Genomic DNA, 5,000 nt, shown 5'->3' on the forward strand with positions numbered 1-5,000 from the left:
GCCACACCCGGCGGCCACACCCGGCGGCCACACCCGGCGGCCACACCCGGCGGCCACACCCGGCGGCCACACCCGGCGGCCACACCCGGCGGCCACACCCGGCCGCCAGGTCCGTACGCCCCACGGCGGGCCAGCCCCGCAACGGACCCACCCCTCCTACGCCGAGCACACCCCCGGCACGTTGACCACACCCACCACGGCAGGGGCAGGGGCCGGGCGTCGTTGTTACCTGCTCACCATGTGCCCATCGAGCCACCACCACGTACGGCCGAAACAGTGGCGCGCATGAGTACGAGCACGCACGAGCGCATCCCCGCGAGCAGATGGCGGGTGCCGGCCGTCCTGGTGGCCGTTTCCGCCTCACTCGCCACACTGGCCGGCCCCGGCACGGCGACCGCCCACCAGCAGACCGGCTCGACAGCAGCCAACGCCCCCAAACAGTCCATCAGTTGGGGTCCCTGTCCGAAGGCCGAGCCGCCCTACCCCGACCCCAGCCCGAAGGCACGGTGCGGCACGGTCACCGTGCCCGTGGACTGGTCGAAGCCGGCAGGCCCCACCCTTGACCTCTTCGTGGCCCGCTACCCGGCGGCCGACCCGGCGCGGCGCATCGGCGTCCTGCTGTCCAACCCCGGCGGGCCCGGCGCACCCGGCTCCGACGAGGCGCTGTACGCGGACGACCCGGTCACCGGGTACACCGAGAAGATGCGCCAGCAGTTCGACATGATCGGGTTCGACCCCCGTGGCATCGGCCGCAGCCAGCGCGTGAGCTGTGACGAAACGATCGCCGAAGCCGTACCCCACCGCCCGCGCAGCGCGGCCCAGTTCGAGCAGGTGCGCATGCTCAACGGCCGGCTCGCAGAGAGCTGCCGCCAGCTCACCGGGCCGCTCGCCGCGCACCTGGACGGCGAGAGCGTGGCCCGCGACATGGACGCCATCCGGGCGGCCCTCGGCGAACGCAAGATCAGCTTCATCGGCCACTCGTACGGCACCTTCCTCGGCGAGCGGTACGCCCGCCTGTTCCCGCAGAACCTGCGGGCGCTGGCCCTGGACAGTGCGATGGACCCGAGCCGGCCGAGCGCCGAGCGCTACCTGACCGACGGCAGCGTCACCACCGAGAAGACCCTGAAGCGCTTCGCCACCTGGTGCGCGAAGAACCGGTCCTGCGCGCTGAATGGCAAGGACGTGCTGGCCGTCACGAAGGACCTGTTCGCCCGCGCGGACGCCGGCACGCTGCGCGATCCGGGCCCGAACGGCCCGACCAAGAAGAAGGTCGACGCCGACCAACTCGCCGACTTCCTCACCTTCGCCCTCGGCAAGGGGGGCTGGGAACAGACGGCCGAGCAACTGGCCGCGCTGCACACCGGTCGGGGCGAGGTGTTCTGGATACCCACCGGCATCAACCCCACGATGCAGCTCGTGCTCTGCCGGGACTACGACTTCCGCATCCCCGACTACGCCGCGTACCAGGCGATGCGCAAGCGCGTCGCCAAGGCGGCCCCGCACGTGCGCTACAACTCCCAGGCATTGGACACCGTGTTGGGCTGCCAGGGTTGGACCATGCCACCCAAGCCGCAGCCCGCGCAGGCCGCGGGTGAGCTGCCGCCGGTCCTGGTGGCCAACGCCACCCACGACCTGGCCACCCCGCTGCCCGGCGCCCAGCGCATGGCACGCGCCTTCCCGAAGGCCACCCTGTTCACCCTGGACGAGGTGGGCCACTGGATCTACCGCAGGGGCAGTTCGGAACAGGCCATGCGGGTGATCGACGACTATCTGCTCAGCCGCACGGGCTGAACTGGTGCCGAGTGGTTGACGCGCGGGCTGGTGACCATCGCTGTCGGTCGCCAGCCCGCGCGGCCCCCGCGGATACGGGGCACCGCCCGCCGTGGGGCCGGCCCCACTCACCCACCTGCCCACCCAACCAGCCACCCGTTCGACCGAGTGCCCTGCTCCGCGTGCCACCCGGGTCAGGCCGGCGTCGGGGCTGCCGACTGCTCCTGGTCCGTCGCCGGCCGGCAACGGCGCTGGTAGTAGGCGTACGTCAGGACCAGTACGAGCGGGCCCCACAGCGTGCCGGGGGCGATGCACACCTTGGCCAGGATTTCCCAGCCGGTGCTGGTGTAATCCGCGGAGTCACCCGTCCCGAACCAGCCCAGCACCCCGGGCACCCAGAGCGCGGTGGCCGCGATGCCGCCGAGGGTGGCGGGGACGAGTGCGGCCCAGGGCGCGACGCGCCGCCCGCCGATGAACGGCACCCAGGCCGGGACCACCTCGCCCCAACTGCGCACCAGACCGAAGCACAGCAACGCAAACGCCTCGGTGGTCAGGCTCAGACCGAAGATGTACGGCACGGTGATCCAGGCTGAAGGCATCGGCTCATCGGTGTCTATGCCCATCTCGAAGCCGAAGGCGAACGGCAGCCGCCACAGGCACTGGGGGAGCAGCAGCAGCGGAATGGCGTGGGCCACGTACGACGCCCAGACGGGTACGGGCCGCTCGGTTCCGTGAGTGGTGGTCGTGCGGCGGATTCGTTCGGTCGTGTTCATGGCACCAGCCTCTTCGAACGTCCGCTTCCGGTCGTCAGCCCGGAGAGGTCATCCGGGTCCGTATGCGGGATGAGCTCCGGTCAACCTCTGGTCTGACCGGGCTGGGGAAGGGGCTTCCGCGGATTGCGGTGGGTAGGAATGATCTCCGATGGGGTGGCTGGAATTTCCTCATCAGTCGTCTATGGATGGGGTGCTGGAGTTCTGCGATGATCGCCTCGGCGAATTTCTGGGGTGGCTTCGTGTATTCCGCCGTATGCGGAGGAGTACGTGGGGGCGTGCGAGGAGTCGGGCGCTCAGCCGTAACGCGGTGTGGCAGACGTCGACGGGGACTTCGCCGGACGGGCCCGACCATTTGCTACGGCTACGGCTACGGCTACGGCTACGGCTACGGCTACGGCTACGGCTACGGCTACGGCTCGGATCTGGGTCTGGGTCTCGGTCCGGGTCGGTTCCGTCGTCGTGGCCCCGTCGGGGTCAGCCGCCCTCGCCGGAGCCGGCTGCCACTCGCAGGCGCCGACCGCCCTCGCCCCGGGGGCCACAGTCGGCCGCATGCCAGCCGGGCCGGGCGTGCGGCCCGCCTACGACTGTCCGCGCCCGTCCGCACCCGTCCGCGCCCGTCCGCGCCCGTACGGGCAAGCGGGCCGGCCGGGGAGAGACGGCCGGCGGTGGACTCCGGCCGGCGCGCACCGCTGCGTCCGTGCGGGCGGAGGCGGTCCGGTCGCGCAGTGACGGTGTGGCGTGGGGCGTGGCATTCGCGGCCCGTATTGCGCGGGCAATGCCTCAGTCCGGGAATATTCGGCCAGCCTTTTCGGTGGAATTCGGCTACCACCGGCCATCCGGTGTTTACCCAACATGGCCAATTCCCGCGTGTGTGGCCTCAGGCACTCGGGTATCGACCTTTCTTGACATGGCGATCTTCGAGGTCTGAGGTGGTCCGATGGCAACGAGGTGGCGGGCCGCGCGGCGAGCTGCGGCTGCGCATTCCGGAGACGCACGATGACCGGGGACATATCCGGGGACTTATCTGCCCCCTTCCAGGACAGCGGCACCGCACCGGCTTCGTGGTCGACCACTGCGCCGCCGACCACTCCTCCGGCCGCTGCCGCGGCCTGTGCACCGGTGGTTGGGCCGGTCGCGGCAACCGACACGGTGGACGCAGCCGGGCCGGCGGCGGACCGGCTGCTCTCCGACCTCCTCACCGCACGGGCCCGCCGCACACCGGACGCGATCGCCGTGCGCTGCGGCGGGCGCACCCTGACCTATGCGGAGCTCATCGCGGCCGGCGAACGGCTCGCCGCTGAACTTGGCGGGGGTCCCGGGCAGCCCGTCGCCGTCGTCGTGGACCGTTCGCTCGAACTCGTCATCGCCCTGGTCGGGGTGGTCATGTCGGGGCACGCCTTCGTACCGATCGACCCCACCTACCCGCCCGAGCGGCGCCGCCACATGCTCGCCGACTCGGGCGCCTCGGTCGTGGTGACCGTCGTCAGGCTCGCCGACCGGCTGGCGGTCGAGCGGGCCGCCCCCGCCGGTGGCGCCGGCGCGGTGGAGCGGGTGGTGTGCTGTGACGCTCCCGGCCCGGCGCCAGCGCCCCGCGCACACCGGCCGGCGGGCCCCGACGACCTCGCGTACGTGATGTACACCTCCGGTTCGACGGGCCGCCCCAAGGGCGTGGCTGTCGACCAACGCTGCCTGGTTACAGGGGTGTTGGCGTTCGGTGCCGTGGTGCGGCCAGCCGGCGGCGATGTGTGGGCCACCATGACGTCGGCCTCCTTCGACCCCATCCTGGTCGACGTCTTCCTGCCACTGGTGCACGGCGCCACCGTGCTCCTCGCCACCGACGAAGAGGCGCTCGACCCGCAGGCGCTGGCGGACCTGTTCAGCGCAGGCGGGGCGACGATCGGACAGGCGACGCCGCTGATGTGGCGGGCCCTGCTGGAGACCGGCTGGCCCGGTGGGTTGCGGGTCGCGCTGTCCGGCGGCGAACCGTTGTCCGTCGGCCTCGCCGCGGAACTCGGCGCGCGCTGCGCGGCGGTGTGGAACGTGTACGGCCCCACCGAGACCACCATCTGGTCCACCGGCCACCAGGTCGGCCCGCGCGACACCCGCACCGTCCCGGTGGGCCGGCCGCTGCCGGGCAGCACGCTGTACGTCCTTGACACCGGGCTACGGCCGCTGCTCGCAGGGGAGTTGGGCGAGGTGTGGATCGGGGGTGACAAGGTGGCCCGCGGCTACCACCGCGCACCCGGCTTGACCGCCGACCGCTTCCGCCCGAACCCGTTCGGCCCGCCGGGCAGCCGGCTGTACCGCACCGGCGACCTCGGTCGTACGCTGCCGGACGGCGCCGTCGAACTGGTCGGGCGCGCCGACCACCAGGTCAAGATCCGGGGTCACCGGGTGGAGCCGGGCGAGGTGGAGGCCAGGTTGACGGCACACCCGGACGTCGTACACACCCAGGTC

At 72.0% G+C, this 5,000-nt stretch carries 3 protein-coding genes (1 of these 3 running past the window's edge); 2 read left to right on the forward strand and 1 reads right to left on the reverse strand.

Annotated elements, in window-relative coordinates; translation table 11 throughout:
- Positions 1–285: 285 nt before the first annotated feature.
- Positions 286–1,791: an alpha/beta fold hydrolase gene (locus AAHZ94_RS35910; protein ID WP_349997809.1), complete on the forward strand. Its 1,506-nt coding sequence runs from the start codon at positions 286–288 to the stop codon at positions 1,789–1,791.
- A gap of 173 nt (positions 1,792–1,964) precedes the next feature.
- Here AAHZ94_RS35910 and AAHZ94_RS35915 read toward each other — a convergent pair whose 3' ends face one another.
- Positions 1,965–2,543, reverse strand: coding sequence for a hypothetical protein (locus AAHZ94_RS35915; RefSeq protein ID WP_349997810.1), 579 nt, complete (start codon positions 2,541–2,543; stop codon positions 1,965–1,967).
- A gap of 996 nt (positions 2,544–3,539) precedes the next feature.
- Here AAHZ94_RS35915 and AAHZ94_RS35920 point away from each other — a divergent pair.
- A protein-coding gene (locus AAHZ94_RS35920) for a non-ribosomal peptide synthetase (protein WP_349997811.1) crosses the window boundary here: on the forward strand, positions 3,540–5,000 show its 5' portion. It continues 720 nt past the right edge of the window; 1,461 of the gene's 2,181 nt are visible here — the first part of the coding sequence; the start codon lies at positions 3,540–3,542; its stop codon lies off the right edge, out of view.

It is taken from the genome of Streptomyces sp. HSW2009 (genome assembly GCF_040240285.1).
In the GTDB taxonomy this organism is placed as follows: Bacteria; Actinomycetota; Actinomycetes; order Streptomycetales; family Streptomycetaceae; genus Streptomyces.